Genomic DNA, 19,168 nt, shown 5'->3' on the forward strand with positions numbered 1-19,168 from the left:
CTCCTTAGGCCGCAATGGCGTTCATGATCGCCGGTACGGACAGTTCAGCCAGGGGGATCTCGGCCACCTGTTTGCGATCGCGCATAATAATGACCCGATCGGCATAGCCCACTAACTCTTCCAGTTCGGATGAAATGACCAGCAGCGCCAGACCATCCGCGCACAGCGTTTCGATCAGGCGGATGATCTCCGCATGCGCGCCAACGTCGATCCCACGCGTGGGTTCATCGAGGATCAGGAACTGCGGTTTGGTCAGTAACCAGCGCGAGAGCAGTACTTTTTGCTGATTGCCGCCGGAGAGAAATTCGATCGGTTGCTCAGCGTTCGGAGTACGAATACCAAGCTGGCGGATAAAACGCTCGGCAATCTCGTTTTGTTCTTTCCGTGGGATAGGCCGCAGCCAGCCGCGCTGTGCCTGCAATGCCAGAATGATGTTTTCCCGCACCGAAGCGGCGGCAATAATGCCATCCGTTTTGCGATCCTCCGGACAGAAACCGATCCCCAGACACGAAGCCTGATGTGGCGAGCGCAAAGTCTGCGGTTTGCCTTTGATCAGCGCACTTCCGCTGTCGGCGGGTTTAATACCGAAGATCACCTCCGCCGTTTCCGTTCGCCCGGATCCCAGTAGTCCGGCGAGACCGACGATCTCACCGGGACGCACCTGTAGATCAAATGGCGCGATGGTGCCTTTTTTGCCAAAGCCGCTGAATGCCGCCACCGGTTTATCACTCAGCAACGTGCGGCCCGCACGCTGTAGCGCATGGGTATCCAGTTCACGGCCCAGCATCATTTTGACCAGTTCGATCTGTGGCAGTTCTCGGGTTTCACGGCAGCCAACGAAGCCGCCGTTACGCAGAACGGTAATGCGATCGCTGACCTGATAAACCTGATCGAGAAAGTGGGTGACAAAGATCAGGCTGACACCCCGATCGCGCAGATGTCGCATCAGGCCAAACAGCATTTCAACTTCCTGGGTATCAAGGCTGGCGGTCGGCTCATCGAGGATCAGCACTTTCGCGGAGAGATCGATCGCCCGACAGATGGCGACGATTTGTTGCATCGCCACGGAAAAGCGGTTCAGCGGCTCGCGCACGTCGAGGGAAAAACCGTATGACGCCATCAGCTCCGTCGCACGTTTTTCCATCTGCTTGCGCTGGAGCAGGCCAAAGCGCCGCGGTTCACGACCAATAAATAAGTTATCGGCAACCGACATATTGGGCAGCAGGTTCACTTCCTGGTACACGGTGCCAATCCCCAGTTGTTGGGCATGGGCGGTGTTTTTGGGGGTGATCGGTTGGCCTTCGAGCCAGATAGTGCCGCGATCGGCATGGTAAACGCCGGTCAGCGCTTTGATGAGCGTCGATTTGCCGGCTCCGTTTTCTCCCAGCAGCGCCATAATCTCGCCACGACGCAAGCTGAAATCCACGTTATCCAACGCTTTGACGCCGGGAAAGAATTTGCTTAATCCTTCGGTGCGGAGGATTTCCTGATGTTGGTCGGTGGTCATGGTTCCCCCTGCATCACGCCGGATGGCGCTATGCTTATCCGGCCTACAAAAGAGCATAATGTAGGTCGGGCAAGCGCAGCGCCCCCGGCATTTTCATGAAGGCTTAGTAGCCCATGTTTTTCTTCTTCTCTAACTCTTCTTTCGCCGTATCCGGCAGATAGAGGATCGACTTGGTAATGGTCAGTTTCTCAGGCATCGTGCCGTCTTTTTTGAATTTCTCCAGCGCGTCGAATGCCGGGCCGGCCATATTCGGCGTCAGCTCAACGCTGGCGTTGGCTTCACCGTCAATCATCGCTTTGTAGATATCCGGTACGCCATCGATAGAACCGGTGAGAATATCTTTGCCAGGTTTCAGGCCCGCTTCTTTGATCGCCTGAATCGCACCGATCACCATGTCATCGTTGTGGGCGTAAACCATGCAGATGTTCTTGCCGTTGTTTTCCGCTTTGATAAAGCTCTCCATCACTTCTTTCCCTTTACTGCGGGTGAAGTCACCGGACTGAGAGCGAATAATTTTGATGTTTGGCGCATTAGCGATAGCTTCAGCAAATCCTTTTTTACGATCAATCGCCACGCTGGCCCCAACGGTCCCTTGCAGCTCAACGACGTTACACGGCTTGCCGTCCACTTGTTTAATCAGCCAGTCGCCGATCAATTTACCTTCCAGCACGTTGTCGGCGGTGACGGTGGTCATATAGAGAGATTTGTCTTTTACATCGATGGAACGATCGAGCAAAAAGACCGGAATGTCGGCATCTTTAGCTTCTTTTAAAACCGGCTCCCAACCCGTTGCCACGACCGGCGCAATAAAGATGGCGTCGACGCCCTGCGCAACAAATGAGCGGACTGCTTTAATCTGGTTTTCCTGCTTTTGCTGGCCATCAGCGATTTTCAGCGTAATTCCCCGCTTTTCGGCCTCGCTTTTCGCGACGTTGGTTTCTGCGGCGCGCCAGCCGGATTCAGAGCCAACCTGCGAAAATCCTACGGTTAAAGGGGCTGCCATTGCCATAGACGACATGGCTGCCGAAACTGCTGTGACTAAAAGTAAGCGCTTCCACATAAGTGCGTCCTCGTAGGGTGATTATTGTTGGTTAATTAACCGTTGCGAAAAAACTATAGACAATTGAGCATGTAACGGATTGCGTTACATCACACTTCAAAAAAGTAAATAAAACGTTAATCACAACTTTGTAATCGCTTTCATCTCGCTATGAAAAATGCGGCTGAAGATATGGATTTTTCTGTCACGAGAGAGAGGTAAAAAGAAGAAAATGCACGCAGAGAAAGCGAAAACAAGCGGAGACATTCCGCGCGAGTTGGCTATAATACCCGCCACTTGTTTGCCATAGCTTATTTAAAGGAAACAGACATGAGCTTACTCAACGTCCCTGCCGGTAAAGACCTGCCGGAAGATATCTACGTTGTTATCGAGATCCCTGCGAACGCAGATCCGATCAAATACGAAGTTGACAAAGAGAGCGGCGCCCTATTCGTTGACCGCTTCATGTCCACTGCGATGTTCTATCCGTGCAACTACGGTTACATCAACCACACCCTGTCTCTGGACGGTGACCCGGTTGACGTTCTGGTCCCGACTCCGTACCCGCTGGAGCCAGGTTCAGTGATCCGCTGCCGTCCGGTTGGCGTACTGAAAATGACCGACGAATCCGGTGAAGATGCGAAACTGGTTGCGGTACCGCACACCAAGCTGAGCAAAGAATACGATCACATCAAAGATGTGACCGACCTGCCGGAACTGCTGAAAGCGCAGATCACCCACTTCTTCGAACACTACAAAGATCTCGAAGCGGGCAAATGGGTGAAAGTTGACGGTTGGGACAACGCTGAAGCTGCTAAAGCTGAAATCGTTGCTTCCTTCGAGCGCGCGAAGAAGTAAGTTCGCGTTAGCTTAAAGCCCTGAACGCCAGCCCCTGGTTAGTAAGGGTTTTTTAATTTCTACTTTCTTTTCCCCCTCCCCTTCGCTGTTTTCTTTTTGACCTACCAGATTGGGTAGTCACATTTCATTTATCTTAATTGCGAATGAGATTTGATCTCATTATCATTCTCAGCATGTAAATAAATGTGAATAAAAGTCAATGAACCTCCACAATGTGAAGTCCCTGAAACGCTATTCCTGCGTGGCTCTCGCCACAGCACTGTTATTTACCAGCCTGTCCAGCGTGGCGCAGACGCTACCTGAGCAAGATTTTCTGACCCGCGACGTTGGCAACGGCGTGTATGAACTGGCGGTTGATAGCCAGCAGAATGCGCTTTTTGCTGCCTCGTCGCCGTCGTTTGATAAAGATAAAACCAGCGGGCTTATCTATAAACTCGATCTGGAGAAGCTCACCACGACTGAAGTTATCGAAACCAGCCGTCGTGCCTTTGCCACTGCCCTGGATGCAGGAAACCAGGTGCTCTATGTCGGCAACACGCTGGAGGGTTCGGTCACGCTCATTGATACCCGCAGCGGTAAAGAGCTGGCGATACTGCAACTGAGCGAAGCCAAAAACCCGAAAGAAATTGTCCATACCCGCGAAATGGTGCTCGATAAACAGCATCACCGCCTGTACGTTTCCGGCGTGGCTGAAAAGGGTATTGTCTGGGTGGTGGATACGCAAAAGCGCGAGAAAATCGCCACCCTTGAAAACATGGGCCAGTATCCGACCGGCATGGCCGTAGATGCCAATAAGAACCGCCTGTATGTCGTAAATGGCCGCAACGAACTTATTACGCTGGATACCACTAACCATCAAATTATTAACCGCTTTAGTATTGAGCCAGGCAAAAAACATTTTTTCCTGAATATTGCTTTGGATGCAAAAAATAATCGCACATTCCTGACCGATCCTGATTTAGCGGATGTACTGGTTGTTGATATTAATACCGGTAAGGTTATTGCGCCCATTAAAGTTATCAACTCGCTGGCGGTGATTTATAACGAAAAGCGCCAGGAAGTGTATATCACCCACCGTAATGCAAAGCGCATCAGCATTGTGGACAGCAAAACTTATCAGGTAAAACAAAGCATTGAAACCAATGCGTTACCTAACAGCCTGGCGCTCTCGTCTGATGCCAACACCCTGTATGTCAGCGTCAAACAGCCGGAAAAAATGACCGGTGTGAAGCCCGACTATGTGCTGAAAATCGACCTCTCCAAATATTAATAATTAAAAACGCTTCTGACACCTTGCAGCTTTTCTGGGCTGCAAGGTGATGCTTTTATTTTTTACTTTTCAGGTGTCTATATTATGAAAACGCGTCAACTTATTACGCTGACAGGGATCGTTGCATTCTCAGGCGGTGTTATTTTCCCCACTCAGGCAGAAGAACTCACCGAAACCTCACGCAATAGCGAAGATGAAATGGTGATCACCGCATCCGGGTTCTCGCAGCAAAAGCGCGAAGCGCCGGCCACCATTTCCGTTATCGATCGTAAAACGCTGGATATTCAGCCGGACCGTAGCATTGGTGAAGCGATTAAAAACCTTCCTGGCGTCTCGGTCACCAACAGCAGCGGTATGAACGCTGGCAGCATTATGATTCGCGGCATGGACCCGTCCTATACCGCGTTTATGGTCAACAGCGTCAAACAAAATACCGGTGAATCTCGCCCTTACGGACATGACATCGGTACTGAAGCCAACTTCTTACCGCCGATGGAGGCCATTGAGCGTATCGAAGTTATCCGCGGGCCCATGTCCTCGCTGTACGGATCAGATGCCATCGGCGGTGTGGTCAACGTGATTACCAAAAAACCGTATGGCGCAAAAGAGTGGACGACGGCAATTGCCGCCAATACCTGGCTTCAGGAACACCAGTATTTGGGTAATACCAGCCAGATGAATCTGTTTACCATGGGGCCGATTGTGCCCGATGTTCTCGGCCTTAGCGTAGCGGCCGACTGGCTTGACCGTCGCGATGACGATCGCAATAACTATTTCGGTAAACACAACCGTAAATCCGTTGATATGACGCTGGGCCTGGCCGCTAGCGAAAATAACCTGTTCGACCTCAATGTGGTCACCGGTGAGCAGGAGAAAAACCGTACCCAGAAGCGCGGCGCGCCGTGGTCATGGCTGTTCGATCGTAACGCCGCCACCTTAACGCATACCGGCTGGTATGCCGACGACACCATTGCAACGACCAACTACATAAACTATGAAAAAGGCCGTTCGAAGTACGTTTATGACAGCCAGTCGCCGCAGTATGTGCAGATGGAGAACTACGTCGCCAATTCGCAAACCACCTTCACGCTCGACAACCATAAACTGACCGTTGGGGCGAATTTCACCCGCGAAGAACTGAATGACCGCTTTGATGTGGCCAACAAAACGCTGCCCGGATCTGAGCCAGTGACAAAAATCAGCCGTAACGGTTGGGCATTGTTTGCTGAAGACGGCTGGAGCATTGACGACTTCATCCTGACCACATCAGCGCGTATGGACCAGGATGATAACTTTGGCACACATATTACGCCGAAAATGTACGGTAACTGGGCCTTCAGCAATGACTGGGCGCTGAAGGGCGGCGTTTCCGCAGGTTATAAAAAACCTGAGCTGCGTGCGACATCCAGCGACTTTGTTACCCCATACGGCTCGACCGTACCTTATCCCTTCCTGACCGTCGGTAACGACGATCTGAAACCAGAACAAAGCGTTAACTCTGAGCTGGGCCTCTACTGGACGGGGAATGCGCTGTCACTGGATAGCACCGTCTTCTATACGCAGTTCAAAGACAAAATTGCTGAACAAACCATTTGCGAAACTACATCGACGAATCAGTGCTCCGTGAATGGCTACAAGGCGGACTCCGTCAGTAAATACTTCAACGTCAGCAAGGCGGACGTGTACGGCATAGAACTGAATGCCGACTGGCAGATTAGCGCCGATGTAAAAGCCAACGCTAACTACACCTGGAACCATAGCGAACAGAAAAGCGGCATAAACAAAGGCTACGCGCTCAACGATTACCCGCGCCATATGGCGAACCTGTCGCTGAACTGGGCGGCAACGCAGAGTCTGGACGTATGGAGTACGGTGAATTACCGCAGCAGTAACCGCAACAGCGGCAATAACTATAAGTACGATGACTACACGATGGTCGACGTAGGCGTACGTTATAAGCTCAATAAGCACACGCAGCTGATGGCAGGGATCTACAACGTGCTGGATGAAGATCCGAAACTGACGACTGCATGGAATGAATCCGCGCAGGTGGAAGGACGCCGCTATAACCTCGGCGCGCGCGTGGAGTTTTAAGCCTTTAATAAACAACGCCACCCGAAGGCGGCGTTGTTTATTCTGGTAGACGATATATCAGTACTGGTCTCTGTCTAACCAGTTACCGCTTTCAATCAGCGTTAAGCCATCAACCGGACGTTGGTACACGTACATCCATGCACTTCCGTACGGCGTTTGAATTAACTGGCGTGCGTATTCACCGCCGCGGGTACGCAGAGCGTCAAGCTCTGCCAGCGTGGCGTTATCAATACGATAAACTTCCCCGTGTACTGTTCCATTTCCCGGAACGGCGCCTGGATAGTGGCCCAGGCTGTACAACTGGTAGTTATCGATACTGAAATTTCCCAGCAACAGGGCATTGGTCATCCAGTGGCTGTTGCCTTGTTTGGTTCGTAAACTGCCGTAGACAAATATTCGCATTGCTAAAACTCGAACTGATAGAGCAAATCAAGTGCCTGATCTACGCCAGACACTGCTTCCAGATATAGCTTAGGCATCAGACGATAACGTAGCGTGAGTGTCGCTAAGGAGTCAAATATACCCACACCATATTTCACCTGCAGACCTGGCAGTACGTATCCGCTGACAACCACCTGAGATGAGTCGCCCACCCCTTGCGTGTCCAGTGCCAGATTGCTTACGCCAAATGTCTCCCCGATTTTACCCACAACCTGACCACTTTGTGCAACCCCCAGACCAATAAGCATTGAAGTCATCGCTGCGCTATCGCTCTGTTCGCTATCCAGCCCTTGTCCACGTAGCAGGTAGGAAAGCGCCATTTGCTGCGACATTGCCGGGTCGGAGAAGATCTCCGCCTTCGGTTCATCGGCGGTACCGGTGACGCGAACGCCAGCGATCACGTCGTCTTCGGTGGCATCTGGGTTACGAATCGCTTCGATGTTGAGCAACGGCTGATCCGGCGGACCGGAGAACAACAGCTCGCCCTTACGCACAATCAGATCCTGACCATAGGCGTGGAAGCGACCGCTCGGAATATTAATTTGCCCGTTAAGCCCCAGACCTTGCTTATCCTGCACCACTTTCAGATCGCCCGTCAGACGCGCTTTCAGACCAAAGGCGTCAAGACGCACGTTGTTACCGACGTGGATATTCAGGTTGCTGTTGATCGGAATACCGGCGGTCTGCGGTTTCTCGGGCTGCAGGTTGTTGTTAAGCATAACCATATCGCTGGAAACCCCAACCGCGCTTTCCGGCAGGTCATGTACCACGATACGCGCCCACGGCACATCCACGTTGCCATCGAGAGTAAACAGGCTCGGCGTGGCTTCAAAGACCACGTCCGGCGATACGTCGAGGCGGACCATCGGCGGTACGGTAATACGCACCCTGCTGCCTTTAGCCGCAACACGCGCCCGCCAGTTGTCTATCTGACTCCAGTCGGCATCGCCGCTCAGGTTAATTTCTCCCTGCTGCGTACGCACCACGCCCGCCAGCGTTGAGCGTGTTCCATTGAAGTTAACGGCTAACTGGCTTGGCTGCATGTCAAACGGCATGAAGTTACCGTCAATATCCAGACCACTCAGTTGCAGCTGTCCGAGCAACTGCGGGCTTTGCACATCGCCGCCCAGCCGCAGGTTGGCGTTGATCATCCCTGCCGCTTTTTCACCGCGCGAGAAGATAGGGTTCACCATCGCCAGATTGAAGTTGCGAATATTGACGTTACCGCCCAGATTACGACGCCCTTGCGGGTCCGTTACCTGCACCTGTCCGTCAAACTGCCCGTTGTTGGTCAGACGAATTAGCCAGCCCAACTCGGCACGGTTATTGTGCAGGTCGGCGGTCAGATTCAGCGTTTCAAACGCCACGGGGAGCGGGGCATCATTCACGCTTTGCGTGACCTTCACGTTACGTCCGCTCAGGGTGACCTGCCCCTGTGGCAGCCCCTCTTTGGTGGTATCCCAGCTCACATCAGCTTTGCCAGTGAACACACCGCTGGCCTGGGTTGTCTCCGGCATAAACGGTTTTAGCATCGCCAGGTCGAAGCGGTTAAGATTCACCACCGCGCGACCTTCTGCACCGGCATCAATGGTTTGTGGTACGCACAGCTCCGCATTCGGGTTGTTCCAGCAGTGCGGCCCGATACTAATTTTCTGTTCTTGATTACGATAATCCAGCGCGATAGCCCGGTTGAGCGACCACGGACCGACCGGCGTCTGGAAGCGGGTATTGCTTAACTCCCCTTTCCAGCGCTGTTCTTTGCGATCAAAGCTCCCGGCAAGATCCAGTTGCCCTGAAACCGGCTCACCCTGAATGCGTAACTGCAGTTCATGCTGCTTTTCACTGCCTTTGGCGTTGAGCGTCACCAGACCAATATTCACGTCAGGTTGTACAATCCGCTCTACGCGAACGTTGAGATTACCGGCGATTTGCTCGGCCGATTTCACATCGCCTTCGACGCGCACCTGAGCAACGGAAAGTTCCTGCCAGCGCAGACCACGGGCGGTAATATCCGCCAGCAGCTGTGGTGCTTCAACCGTACCGCGAACTTTTACCAGCCCTTTCGCCGTACCGCCCAGCCCCGGCAGCGCGTTATCCAGGCTTGGGGCATCAATCGTCGCGTCGAGGTTGAGGTCTTTAACCCCCAGTTCGCCTTTTACGTCCGCACTGTTGCGTCCCAGCTCCAGATGAAGGCCCGGAATCGTCCACTGCAGGTAGCTGTTCCCCTTCAGCGAACCGTTCACATTGACCTTGTTCTGCTTCACGTTGCCGGTCAGCTTCAGCTCCGGAACCTCCATCTGCCAGCTTCCGCCGTACAGACTGCCGCGCGTTTTCACCAAGCCATTCAGTTTTGACGGCCAGTCCGGGATCGCTTTCGCGGTATTGATACCATCCAGCGTTAGCTCCCCGCGCCAGCTGATCGCCTGCTGCCAGTCCACCAGCGCTTTCAGCTCGGTTTTCCCTTCCAGCGCCGCAACGCTGAGTTTGTCGAGATTAATCTGCTGCTCGTTGCCTTTGGCATCCAGCGTGATAGTAGCCGGAGGAATATCCTGACCTTTCACGGCGGTACGCATCGACAGCGTATAGTCGGTCATCTTGCCGGTCAGTTTGAGCTTGATGTCATCGGCCTGGAACTGTTTCTCACCGGTAAACGGCCAGTAAACCTGCTTACTCACCACCTCAATGTTGAGCGGCAATCCGGCTTCTGCCAGGCGCGTCTGAGCACGCAGGTCCATATCCACCGGACCAGACAGATTGACGCCGACTTCCAGCTGTTCGCGCAGCGCACCGCCGACCTTCAGCTTCACCTTTTCGCCTTTTAACGGGTCGATGTTTAGCGTGCTGTTTAACGTAATATCAACCGGCCACGTGTCGGTCAGTTGCGCCGTGCCGCTGGCTTTTACCGTTCCCTGATTCGAGTCGATATCCAGCGCGTCGAGCTTCATGTTGCCGTCAATGCTGCTCACTTTCAGCAGCATGCTATGTACTGTTAAATCCGTATCCCCGGTCACACGCAGCTGCTCGCCGCGAAACTCTTCAATATTGAGATTGAGCGGCAGATGGACATCGGTCATTTCCGGCAGTACCGGCTTTGAGAACAGATCTTTTAGCGTTTCCCCGAGCGGCTTTTCATCCGGCTGCGGGTTTTGAATCTTCGGTTCGACAACCTCTTCCTGTGCCACTTCCGCCACTTTAGGCAGAGCAATCAGCAGCCCCTGTAATGACGTTGGCTTCAACGTCAGCGTTTTTTCCTGCCAGTTCAGGCCAGAGGTAAAATCCAGCACCGAAACTGTGGTGTCATCGATTTTGATGTTGATGTTGTTCAGCGCCACGCGCGAAAGCGTGATGGGGTAAGGCGTGGAAAGATTAAGCGGACCACTCTCTTCTTCCTCAACCGGCGCTGAGGGCGGCATTTTTTTGCTGTCGATCGCCACGTTGATGTTTTTCAGCGCCAGATCGTTGACGCACAGGCTGCTGTCCCACAGACAGTTAAGCCCCACGGCCAAATGCACTTCACCAGCATTCACCGCCACGCCAGGCTGGTCGTAGCGAATATTTTTCAGTGATAGATCCCGCCAGCCGCCGGTGACCTGACCAATTTCCAGACCTGGAACCCACCGATTAGCTGCTTTGAAGATCAGATGCAGGCCCGAGGTGGTACCGACGAGGAACGTCACCGTGCCTAACAACAGCAGGATAAAAACCAGCACGCCGAGGCTTATCTTCTTCCATAAACTCATAATTCAGGCCCCAGACCGATGTAAAACTGTAAACCATGTTCATCTTTGTCGCCGACCGGGACGGCAAAGTCGAGCTTGATAGGTCCAACCGGCGATTGCCAGCGTACGCCGACCCCGGCACCAGTTTTGAAATCGCTTCGGCGAATGTCGCTGACCGCTTCGCCGCTATCGACAAACATCGCCCCCCACCATTTACCGGTCACGTTGTACTGGTATTCCAGCGAGCCAGTTGCCAGCTTGGAGGCCCCTTTCAGCTTGCCGTCGCTGCCTTCCGGCGAAATAGATTTGTATTTATAGCCGCGAATACTGCGATCGCCCCCGGCAAAGAAACGCAGGTCCGGCGGCACTTTGTCGAAGTCTCCGGTTTCAATCCAGCCGAGATTACCGCGCATCACAAAGCGATGCCTGTCGTACAACGTGCGGATCCAGACGTTTTGCGCCTGGAAAACGGAGAAATCAACATCTGAACCCCAGGCGGTGTTCGAGTAATCAATAGAGTAGCGTTGGGAATCGCCCCAGACAGGCATCAGGCCGCCGCGTGAACGCGTCCGGCTGATCATCACGCCTGGATAGAGCAGCATAGTGGTGTTGGTGACATTACCCTGGGTAAAGTGGTCGAGGCTCCAGCGCAGGTTAATCGCGCGCTGCCAGCCGCTGGAGAGGTCCCAGTAACGGGAAACCGCAAGCGTTGTGGAATCCTGCTCGGTGTCGTTTAAATCGGTACGCTTAAAGCCGCCCTGTACCAGGTAATACTGCTCCAGCGGGTTCTTTAACAGCGGCATTTTATAGCTGAAATCAAGCACCTGCTCTGGCGCCGAGATACTGGCGCTGGTCGTCAGGCTGTGCCCGTAGGAGTTCATCCACGGCTTTTTCCACGAGGTCTTCACCCGTGGCCCGACGTCAGTTGAATAACCGACCCCGGTTTCGATGGTGTTTTCGGTTCGCGGTGAGACCACGCCTTTCAGGGGTAGCACCTTGGTTTTGCGGGCTTTATCAAACTCCGGTGCGACGACCACGGAATTAAACCATCCGGTCGCCGACAGACGACGGTTCAGTTCGCCCAGATCTTTCGACTCGTACTCTTCACCTTCTTTAAAGGGCACCAGATTTTGCAGATACTCATCGCGAATTTGCGAGCCTTCAAAGGTGACATGCCCAAAGCGATAGCGTTCGCCGCTGTTGTAATCGATATCCCAGAACGCCTGGCGCCGCTCAAGCGCTATCCCGAGCTGGCTTTTATTAAATTCACTATCGAAGTAGCCTTTGCGCAGCGCCACGCTGGTGAGTGACTTTTTGAAGTTGTCATAGTCCCCCTGATTCAGCACGGTACCGATTGCCGGGCGTGTTTTCAGCAGATCCAGATAATCTTTATCCGTACGCGCGCCACCGCGCAAAATCACCTCAGTGCCACCAATCAGCACCGGCTCGCCGGGGGTCACTTTGGCAATCAGCACCTGGCGGCCTTTTGCCGGCGGTGGACGCAGTTCAAAATCAATGGTCGGCTCAAAGTAGCCCAGCGCTTTTAGCCCTTCGCGGATGGCATCATCAACGCGCGCACGAAAGCGTCGGTCTGGAGTGACTTCATCACTTTGAATCGTGGACAGTTGCGCACGGACGTTTTTCTCCAGCGGTCCTGATAATCCTTCGACCTGTAAGCGAACATTCGCGGCGGCGGCGGAGCCACTTAAGCACAGTAATCCCACCCAACATAACTGACGGATATGTGGCACATTTTCTCCTGAATATCCTTTTTTCCCACCCCTGGAAAAAAATACTATGCCGTTCCTCGGCTTAACAAAAAATCAACAATAAGAGTTGAAAAACAGACGACAACCCAAATATTTCTTATGTTTAACTCTAGACGCATTCACGCCGTTTATTGTGGGCAAAGACGCGTCTCGTTACAACCTTAACCCAAATGACTGATTTCGGGAGAACGGCCATGAGTTTATTTGATAGAAAGCATCTTGTTACTCAAGCAGATGCGCTACCTGGACGCAACACCCCGATGCCAGTGGCAACGCTGCATGCGGTTAACCAACATTCGATGACCAACGTGCCCGACGGTATGGAGATAGCTTATTTCGCCATGGGATGTTTCTGGGGCGTTGAGCGTTTATTTTGGTCATTGCCAGGGGTCTACAGCACGGCGGCCGGGTACACCGGCGGCTACACCCCAAACCCAACCTATCGTGAAGTGTGTTCTGGCGATACCGGGCATGCCGAAGCGGTACGCATCGTCTATGACCCGCATGTTATCAGCTACGAACAACTGCTGCAGGTGTTCTGGGAAAATCACGACCCGGCTCAAGGCATGCGTCAGGGGAACGACCAGGGCACGCAGTATCGCTCCGCCATTTACCCGTTAACGCCGGAACAAACCGCCGCCGCACAGGCCAGCCTTGAACGTTTTCAGGCAGCAATGACCGCCGCAGGCGACGAGCGCACCATTACCACGGAAATCACTACGGCAACCCCGTTCTATTATGCCGAGGACGATCACCAGCAGTATCTGCACAAAAATCCTTACGGATATTGTGGCATTGGTGGTATTGGTGTTTGCCTGCCCCCACAAGGATAATTTCCCCCTCTGGCGACTTTACAGTACCTTACGCTATACTAGCTTCTGAATTTACCGGCTCACTTCCACGAGCCGGTTTTCAATGAATATTCCATTGGATTTATACTCTAAGGATTTCGAGTTGCAGGCAGGCGGCAAACTCGTGAATCCCCAGGAGCATAGAGAACTATGTGACTGGGGTGAATGAGTGCAGCTAACGCACCTGCAGCTTGAAAGACGACGAGTATCAACTTCTCCCTTCCGAGGATCTGACCCGAACGGTCGGATAAGATATGTTAAACAGTATTTTAGTCATTCTCTGCCTGATCGCCGTGAGTGCGTTTTTCTCGATATCTGAGATCTCGCTTGCTGCATCACGCAAAATAAAACTTAAACTGCTTGCCGATGAAGGCAACGTAAACGCACAACGTGTTTTGAAGATGCAGGAAAACCCCGGCATGTTTTTTACCGTCGTGCAAATTGGCCTTAACGCGGTCGCCATTCTCGGCGGTATCGTCGGTGATGCAGCATTCTCCCCGGCGTTTTACAGCCTTTTCTCGAAGTACTTCACTCCAGAGCTGTCCGAACAGTTAAGCTTTATTCTGTCGTTCTCGCTGGTTACTGGCCTGTTCATCCTGTTCGCGGATTTAACCCCGAAACGCATCGGTATGATTGCGCCAGAAGCTGTGGCTTTGCGTATCATCAACCCGATGCGCTTCTGCCTGCTGGTCTTCCGCCCGCTGGTGTGGTTCTTTAACGGTCTGGCAAACAACATTTTCCGTCTGTTTAAGATCCCAATGGTGCGTAAAGACGACATCACCTCGGACGACATTTACGCCGTGGTCGAAGCGGGTGCGCTGGCGGGTGTTCTGCGCAAGCAGGAGCATGAGCTGATTGAAAATGTGTTCGAACTGGAATCCCGTACCGTCCCGTCTTCAATGACCTCGCGCGAGAATATTATCTGGTTCGATCTCCATGAAGATGAGCAAAGCCTGAAGAACAAGGTGGCGGAACATCCGCACTCCAAATTCCTGGTGTGTAACGAAGATATCGACCACATCATTGGTTATGTTGATTCAAAGGATCTCCTCAACCGCGTACTGGCAAACCAAAGCATGGCGCTGAACAGCGGCGTACAGATCCGCAATACGCTGATCGTCCCGGACACGCTGACGCTCTCTGAAGCGCTGGAAAGCTTCAAAACCGCAGGCGAAGACTTTGCCGTCATCATGAACGAGTACGCGCTGGTGGTGGGGATTATCACCCTCAACGACGTTATGACGACGCTGATGGGCGATCTGGTAGGTCAGGGTCTGGAAGAGCAGATTGTGGCACGTGATGAAAACTCATGGTTAGTCGACGGCGGTACACCGATTGATGACGTAATGCGCGTGCTGGATATCGACGAGTTCCCGCAGTCCGGCAACTATGAAACCATCGGCGGCTTTATGATGTTCATGCTGCGTAAAATCCCGAAACGCACCGACTCGGTGAAGTATTCAGGTTACAAATTTGAAGTGGTGGATATCGATAACTACAAGATCGATCAGCTGCTGGTGACGCGTCTGGACAGTAAACCTACCGTTCTGGTACCAAAACTGCCAGATGCAAAAGAAGAGGCAAAGGCATCTTAACGCCTTACAGAAACATCAACGGCTCCCATCAGGAGCCGTTTTTTTAACTACTGCATAGCACTTTGATCAAGCCATCTCAGTTTGCAGACGCAAGACCTGACGGTTAACTTCGGACATCACGGAAAAATGCAGTTTGTCCTTCACTTTTGGGATAAGAATCTTACCCTTATCAAATTCAAAAGCGCCTACATCCTTGATATATAACCGTCCACGAAACAGGATCTTCACGTACTTCGCCACCTGCAGCGGGTTGTATCGTTGGAAAATTTTCATTGTTGTCTCCTGCTGAGCATTACGCCTTTGCGGTACCACAATCGGTCCGACAATCCTCAGGCGCAAATTTTAATGCCCTATGACTATAGACTATCTCGTTGATGTTTCCAGCGTGTATAAGTTTATTTACCTTCAAGTTACAATTATTCAGAATTATCTTTTCAACGCTTCGCTGACTTCAGTATAAGCCTTCATTTTTCGCAGGATTTGTGCGCCCGTCCGCAAACTGGCATCGCGCTTGCGGGAAAAAGCATCATTCGCACATATGATTAAATTCCAGACCCAAGTGGTCGGATCACCTGCAAAATAAAAGAAAGAAGGAAAACCTATGACCTTACGAAAACTGCTGGCGCTGTCGTGCCTGCTACTGCCGATGATTGCCTCCGCACATAAGTTTGAGATTGACCAGCGCGTACCGCCGGTGGGGATCGCCGATCGCGGCGAACTGATTCTCGATAACGATAAGTTTAGCTACAAAAGCTGGAATAGCGCGCAGTTGCCAGGCAAAGTGCGAATTGTGCAACACATTGCCGGACGCACCTCCGCCAAAGAGAAAAATGCGACGCTGATCGAGGCAATCAAAGCCGCCAACCTGCCGCACGACAAATACCAGACCACCACTATCGTCAACACGGATGACGCCATTCCCGGCTCCGGTATGTTTGTGCGCAGCAGTCTGGAGAGCAATAAGAAGCTCTACCCGTGGTCGCAATTTATTGTCGACAGCAATGGCATTGCGCGTAAAGCCTGGCAGCTGGATGAAGAGAGCTCCGCTATCGTCGTACTCGACAAGGACGGACGCGTGCAGTGGGCAAAAGATGGTGCATTAACGCAGGAAGAGGTGCAGCAGGTAATTGCCCTGCTGCACAAATTACTCAGTAAATAGAGACGCGGAAGCCGGGGTTGAGGAACGATTCACGTGGGGTGTAATCCAGAGGTTTCCCCTGCCAGTCGTGAACGTGCGCTCCGGCTGCGGCGGCAACGGCATGGCCAGCGGCGGTGTCCCACACGTTGGTTGGCCCAAAACGCGGATACAGCTGTGCGTGCCCTTCCGCCACCAGGCAGAACTTCAGCGATGAACCAATCGAGGTGGTCTGGTGCTCGCCCAACTGTTGCAGATACTCTTTTAACTCATTGTCGGCATGCGAGCGGCTAATGACCACCAGCGGCGGACGCGCGTCACGAACCTGAATTTGTTTGCGTACGCCGCACTCTTCTTTCCACGCTTTACCTTCTGCTGCGCTGTACATCACTTTCATTACCGGCGCGTAAACCACGCCCAGAACCGGCTTTCCTTTCTCGATCAGCGCAATATTGACGGTAAATTCACCGTTACGCTTAATGAACTCTTTGGTCCCGTCCAGCGGGTCCACCAGCCAGTAGCGCTGCCAATGCTGGCGAACATCCCAGCCAGGAGGCGCCTCTTCAGACAGAACCGGAATATCCGGCGTCAGCGCCAGTAATCCTTCGAGGATCACCGTATGCGCGGCGATATCTGCCGCCGTGACCGGAGAATCATCCTGCTTGCTGGTAATCTCCATCGGTTTGATTCCATCGTAGACCTGCATAATGGCATCGCCCGCGTTCCGTGCAAGCTGGCATACATGTTCTAGCATTCTCCACCTCGTTTCTGTCAGTGGTGTTAACTCGTTGTTTTACTTATACCCGATCGTCAGGGGATCCGCCAACTGTGATAGCGTCTGCGGTTTTAAACGCTATATTCATGTCATGATTCACAGTTCTGTAAGCAAGAAGATTTATATACATTTTCTTTTGTGGCTTAGATCTTAAAAGGATGCCCCTGATGATTAAGTTTAGTGCAACGCTTCTGGCAACGCTGATTGCAGCCAGCGTCAATGCCGCGACCGTCGATCTGCGTATAATGGAAACCACTGATTTGCATAGCAATATGATGGATTTCGATTATTACAAAGATACACCGACTGAAAAATTCGGTCTGGTACGTACGGCAAGTCTGATCAACGCTGCGCGTGGTGAAGTCAAAAACAGCGTGCTGGTTGATAATGGCGATCTGATTCAGGGCAGCCCGCTCGGGGATTACATGGCGGCCAAAGGGCTGAAAGCGGGCGAAACTCACCCGGTATATAAGGCGCTGAATACCCTGGATTACGCGGTGGGTAACCTCGGCAACCATGAATTCAACTACGGTCTGGAGTATCTGCACAACGCGCTAGCCGGAGCGAAATTCCCTTACGTTAACGCCAATATCATCGACGTGAAGACCAAGAAGCCGCTATTTACGCCTTACTTGATCAAAGACACTGAGGTGGTCGACAAGGAAGGGAACAAGCAGACGCTGAAGATTGGCTATATCGGCTTTGTGCCACCGCAGATTATGACCTGGGATAAAGCCAACCTCAGCGGCAAAGTCACGGTGAACGACATTACGGAAACTGCACGCAAATACGTTCCGGAAATGAGAGAAAAAGGCGCCGATGTCGTGGTGGTGGTTGCTCACTCCGGGCTTTCTGCCGACCCATATCAAACGATGGCGGAAAACTCCGTTTATTACCTCAGTGAAGTACCGGGCGTGGATGCCATTATGTTTGGTCACGCTCACGCCGTCTTCCCGGGTAAAGACTTTGCCAATATTAAAGGCGCAGATATCACAAAAGGTACGCTGAATGGGGTTCCTGCGGTGATGCCGGGTATGTGGGGCGATCACCTGGGCGTGGTGGATTTAGTGCTGAATAACGACAGCGGTAAATGGCAGGTCACTCAGGCTAAAGCCGAGGCGCGCCCGATCTATGACGCCGCAGCCAAAAAATCACTGGCAGCAGAAGACAAAAAAATCGTTGAGATCCTGAAAGCCGATCACGACGCCACGCGTGAGTTTGTCAGCAAACCGATCGGTAAATCCGCCGACAACATGTACAGCTATCTGGCGCTGGTACAGGATGACCCGACCGTACAGGTGGTGAACAACGCGCAGAAAGCCTATGTAGAACACTTTATTCAGGGCGATCCGGATCTGGCAAAACTACCGGTACTTTCCGCCGCCGCGCCGTTTAAGGTCGGTGGACGCAAGAACGATCCGGCAAGCTTCGTAGAAGTCGAAAAAGGTCAGTTAACCTTCCGTAACGCCGCTGATTTGTATCTCTATCCCAACACTCTGGTGGTAGTGAAAGCCAGCGGTAAAGAGGTGAAAGAGTGGCTGGAATGTTCTGCCGGGCAGTTCAATCAGATTGATATCCACAGCAGCAAACCACAGTCGTTGATTAACTGGGATGGCTTCCGTACCTATAATTTCGACGTGATTGACGGCGTGAATTATCAGATTGATGTTTCACAACCTGCTCGCTACGACGGTGAATGTCAGACCATTAACCCGAAAGCGGAACGTATTAAAAATCTGACCTTTAACGGCAAACCAATCGATCCGAATGCCACCTTCCTCGTCGCGACCAACAACTACCGCGCCTACGGCGGTAAGTTTGCCGGAACCGGCGACAGCCACATCGCGTTTGCTTCTCCGGATGAAAACCGCTCGGTGCTGGCGGCCTGGATTGGTGCTGAGACGAAGCGTGCCGGTGAAATTCACCCGGCGGCAGATAACAACTGGCGTCTGGCGCCAATTCATAGCGATACACCACTGGATATTCGCTTTGAAACATCACCGTCTGATAAAGCCGCGGCATTTATTAAAGAGAAAGGCCAGTATCCGCTGAAGAAAGTCGCGACCGATGACATCGGTTTCGCTATTTATCAGCTGGATTTAAGTAAGTAATTTT

Annotated in this window: 14 protein-coding genes; 7 read left to right on the forward strand and 7 right to left on the reverse strand. The window is 52.5% G+C overall.

Annotated features, from left to right (window positions below):
• Positions 1 to 4: 4 nt before the first annotated feature.
• Both ytfR and ytfQ read right to left on the reverse strand, forming a co-directional pair.
• Positions 5 to 1,507: a galactofuranose ABC transporter, ATP-binding protein YtfR gene (gene ytfR, locus SK38_RS15035; RefSeq protein WP_048215067.1), complete on the reverse strand. Its 1,503-nt coding sequence runs from the start codon at positions 1,505 to 1,507 to the stop codon at positions 5 to 7.
• Positions 1,508 to 1,610: 103 nt separating this feature from the next.
• Positions 1,611 to 2,567, reverse strand: a complete 957-nt coding sequence (gene ytfQ, locus SK38_RS15040) for a galactofuranose ABC transporter substrate-binding protein YtfQ (RefSeq protein ID WP_008786033.1) — start codon at positions 2,565 to 2,567, stop codon at positions 1,611 to 1,613.
• Between the two features lie 309 nt (positions 2,568 to 2,876).
• On the opposite strand from ytfQ, the gene ppa reads away from it, so the two are divergent.
• From ppa to SK38_RS15055, 3 genes are all read left to right on the forward strand, one after another.
• On the forward strand, positions 2,877 to 3,404 hold the full coding sequence (gene ppa / locus SK38_RS15045) for an inorganic diphosphatase (RefSeq protein WP_003025726.1): 528 nt from the start codon (positions 2,877 to 2,879) through the stop codon (positions 3,402 to 3,404).
• A 199-nt stretch (positions 3,405 to 3,603) separates the two neighbouring features.
• A complete protein-coding gene (yncE, locus tag SK38_RS15050) occupies positions 3,604 to 4,674 on the forward strand; it encodes a 7-bladed beta-propeller protein YncE (RefSeq protein ID WP_048236267.1) in 1,071 nt (356 codons plus the stop codon).
• Positions 4,675 to 4,758: 84 nt separating this feature from the next.
• Positions 4,759 to 6,768 carry a TonB-dependent receptor domain-containing protein gene (locus SK38_RS15055; RefSeq protein WP_048236268.1) on the forward strand — a complete coding sequence of 670 codons (2,010 nt, stop codon included), beginning with the start codon at positions 4,759 to 4,761 and terminating at the stop codon, positions 6,766 to 6,768.
• Positions 6,769 to 6,825: 57 nt separating this feature from the next.
• On the opposite strand, the gene SK38_RS15060 is transcribed toward SK38_RS15055, so the two are convergent.
• Genes SK38_RS15060 through tamA form a run of 3 tightly spaced genes read right to left on the reverse strand, consistent with a single transcriptional unit; the run spans position 6,826 to position 12,679 of the window.
• Positions 6,826 to 7,170 carry a gamma-glutamylcyclotransferase family protein gene (locus tag SK38_RS15060; protein WP_003025723.1) on the reverse strand — a complete coding sequence of 115 codons (345 nt, stop codon included), beginning with the start codon at positions 7,168 to 7,170 and terminating at the stop codon, positions 6,826 to 6,828.
• Positions 7,171 to 7,172: 2 nt separating this feature from the next.
• Positions 7,173 to 10,949 carry an autotransporter assembly complex protein TamB gene (gene tamB, locus SK38_RS15065; protein WP_048236269.1) on the reverse strand — a complete coding sequence of 1,259 codons (3,777 nt, stop codon included), beginning with the start codon at positions 10,947 to 10,949 and terminating at the stop codon, positions 7,173 to 7,175.
• A complete protein-coding gene (tamA, locus tag SK38_RS15070; RefSeq protein WP_003025718.1) occupies positions 10,946 to 12,679 on the reverse strand; it encodes an autotransporter assembly complex protein TamA in 1,734 nt (577 codons plus the stop codon). Before tamA ends, tamB begins: the two co-directional genes overlap by 4 nt.
• 212 nt (positions 12,680 to 12,891) lie before the next feature.
• On the opposite strand from tamA, the gene msrA reads away from it, so the two are divergent.
• Together msrA and SK38_RS15080 are read left to right on the forward strand one after the other, a co-directional pair.
• On the forward strand, positions 12,892 to 13,530 hold the full coding sequence (msrA, locus tag SK38_RS15075) for a peptide-methionine (S)-S-oxide reductase MsrA (RefSeq protein ID WP_003830412.1): 639 nt from the start codon (positions 12,892 to 12,894) through the stop codon (positions 13,528 to 13,530).
• A 272-nt stretch (positions 13,531 to 13,802) separates the two neighbouring features.
• Entirely contained in the window at positions 13,803 to 15,143 is a 1,341-nt protein-coding gene (locus tag SK38_RS15080) for a polyamine export protein PaeA (protein ID WP_003830418.1), read from the forward strand.
• Positions 15,144 to 15,209: 66 nt separating this feature from the next.
• Here the strand turns inward: SK38_RS15080 and SK38_RS15085 are convergent, their stop codons facing one another.
• On the reverse strand, positions 15,210 to 15,416 hold the full coding sequence (locus SK38_RS15085) for a DUF1107 domain-containing protein (protein WP_003025710.1): 207 nt from the start codon (positions 15,414 to 15,416) through the stop codon (positions 15,210 to 15,212).
• Positions 15,417 to 15,744: 328 nt separating this feature from the next.
• Between SK38_RS15085 and SK38_RS15090 the strand changes: the two genes are divergently transcribed.
• On the forward strand, positions 15,745 to 16,302 hold the full coding sequence (locus tag SK38_RS15090; protein WP_048236270.1) for a YtfJ family protein: 558 nt from the start codon (positions 15,745 to 15,747) through the stop codon (positions 16,300 to 16,302).
• On the opposite strand, the gene cysQ is transcribed toward SK38_RS15090, so the two are convergent.
• A complete protein-coding gene (cysQ, locus tag SK38_RS15095; protein ID WP_008786026.1) occupies positions 16,292 to 17,032 on the reverse strand; it encodes a 3'(2'),5'-bisphosphate nucleotidase CysQ in 741 nt (246 codons plus the stop codon). The two genes, SK38_RS15090 and cysQ, sit on opposite strands and share 11 nt — an antisense overlap.
• Before the next feature lie 188 nt (positions 17,033 to 17,220).
• On the opposite strand from cysQ, the gene cpdB reads away from it, so the two are divergent.
• Positions 17,221 to 19,164, forward strand: a complete 1,944-nt coding sequence (gene cpdB, locus SK38_RS15100) for a 2',3'-cyclic-nucleotide 2'-phosphodiesterase (protein WP_103285846.1) — start codon at positions 17,221 to 17,223, stop codon at positions 19,162 to 19,164.
• Positions 19,165 to 19,168: the final 4 nt, after the last annotated feature.

The sequence above is a fragment of the Citrobacter sp. MGH110 genome (assembly GCF_001037515.1).
In the GTDB taxonomy this organism is placed as follows: domain Bacteria; phylum Pseudomonadota; class Gammaproteobacteria; order Enterobacterales; family Enterobacteriaceae; genus Citrobacter; species Citrobacter portucalensis.

Coding starts and splice junctions, on each gene's coding strand:
- ytfR (WP_048215067.1), bottom strand. CDS start 1,507: ATGACCACCGACCAACATCAGGAAATCCTCCGCACCGAAGGATTAAGC.
- ytfQ (WP_008786033.1), bottom strand. CDS start 2,567: ATGTGGAAGCGCTTACTTTTAGTCACAGCAGTTTCGGCAGCCATGTCG.
- ppa (WP_003025726.1), top strand. CDS start 2,877: ATGAGCTTACTCAACGTCCCTGCCGGTAAAGACCTGCCGGAAGATATC.
- yncE (WP_048236267.1), top strand. CDS start 3,604: ATGAACCTCCACAATGTGAAGTCCCTGAAACGCTATTCCTGCGTGGCT.
- SK38_RS15055 (WP_048236268.1), top strand. CDS start 4,759: ATGAAAACGCGTCAACTTATTACGCTGACAGGGATCGTTGCATTCTCA.
- SK38_RS15060 (WP_003025723.1), bottom strand. CDS start 7,170: ATGCGAATATTTGTCTACGGCAGTTTACGAACCAAACAAGGCAACAGC.
- tamB (WP_048236269.1), bottom strand. CDS start 10,949: ATGAGTTTATGGAAGAAGATAAGCCTCGGCGTGCTGGTTTTTATCCTG.
- msrA (WP_003830412.1), top strand. CDS start 12,892: ATGAGTTTATTTGATAGAAAGCATCTTGTTACTCAAGCAGATGCGCTA.
- SK38_RS15080 (WP_003830418.1), top strand. CDS start 13,803: ATGTTAAACAGTATTTTAGTCATTCTCTGCCTGATCGCCGTGAGTGCG.
- SK38_RS15085 (WP_003025710.1), bottom strand. CDS start 15,416: ATGAAAATTTTCCAACGATACAACCCGCTGCAGGTGGCGAAGTACGTG.
- SK38_RS15090 (WP_048236270.1), top strand. CDS start 15,745: ATGACCTTACGAAAACTGCTGGCGCTGTCGTGCCTGCTACTGCCGATG.
- cysQ (WP_008786026.1), bottom strand. CDS start 17,032: ATGCTAGAACATGTATGCCAGCTTGCACGGAACGCGGGCGATGCCATT.
- cpdB (WP_103285846.1), top strand. CDS start 17,221: ATGATTAAGTTTAGTGCAACGCTTCTGGCAACGCTGATTGCAGCCAGC.